This is a genomic window from Streptomyces sp. NPDC007205, assembly GCF_040634095.1.
Classification (GTDB): domain Bacteria; phylum Actinomycetota; class Actinomycetes; order Streptomycetales; family Streptomycetaceae; genus Streptomyces.
The window spans coordinates 1-1,068 of the sequence record NZ_JBEYEW010000197.1 but is presented as its reverse complement, the minus strand read 5'-3'; the positions used below and the strand labels follow the sequence as shown (position 1 = coordinate 1,068).

Below are 1,068 nucleotides of genomic sequence, written 5' to 3'. Positions count from 1 at the left end.
TGTTCCCAGCGCTCGTGATAGAGGTTGATCAGCGCCGCTGCGGGGTGCCGGCGGGCGTCGGTCAAGGTGGTGACCAGCCGGTAGAAGCCGCTGAAGACGGTGCCGTCGGCGCAGGTCACCGTGACCTCGGCATCGATGACCCGGACGTTGACGGTGCCGATCACCGACAGGTAGGAGCCGTCGTCGAGACGGGCCAGGACCGGGGTGCGCCGGTTGCTGCGGAGTCGGCCCAGGACCTTCGCGCCGGTCGCGGTTGCCTGGGCGAGGAAGGCGTTGGCGTCCAAGCCCTTGTCCCACAGCACCAGCATGTCGGGCCTCAGCAGGTGCAGCAGTCGGCAGGCGTAGGCGGTCTCGCCCTCGTCGGTGGGGCCAAAGACTGCGCCGATCAGGGACCTTGTCCCCGTCTCGACCAGTGCCATCAGCTCCAGCGTGGGATAGCCGTGATGGGCTGTCCGCCCGAGCCAGTCTCGGTTGCGGGGCGAATCGGGTACCCGCAGCGAGCTGCAGCCATCGAAGGACACCGTCCGGTAGGCGCCGAAGTGCACCCCCGGCGTGGTCGGGCGAGCCAGGGGCCCGGCGAGCACCTCGAACAGCGACCGTACCGGTGCGGCCCCCAGCCGACGGCGCAGGTCCCGCAGGGCCTTCGCGCTCGGCGAGGCCACAGGCATCCCGGCCAGAGCGCCGGTGAGCTTGTCCCAGACCAGCCGGTAGCCGACCTCGGGGAACAGGCACATTGCGAGCAAGAAGTACATCCCAACCCGGGACGGCAGATCACGCAGCCGCCGCTGCACCGTCCGCGTCTCCGCCAGCACCGCGTCCACCAGTTCAAACGGCACCACGGCGGTCAGCTCTCCCAGATGGCCCGGCGCGAACCGGCCCGCCGCCACGGTCACCGTACGGGTGATGGCCGTAAGCGCGGACGGCAGGGCAAAATGAACCCGCAACGGAGCTCCTCACGTACAAGCTGTCTTGGTCGACTGCCTGTACCAACGAGCTCCGTTGTGCTTTCGCCTCGAACCCTCAACGTGCTTGCGGCACCTGCGAAAACGCTAACTTCCCGGCCTTGGG

Annotated in this window: 1 protein-coding gene; it reads right to left on the bottom strand. The window is 68.7% G+C overall.

Annotated features, from left to right (window positions below; translation table 11 throughout):
* Positions 1-944: transposase (locus ABZ624_RS43225; protein WP_360101296.1), on the bottom strand; the 944-nt coding region annotated here is incomplete at its 3' end.
* Between the last annotated feature and the right edge of the window lie 124 nt (positions 945-1,068).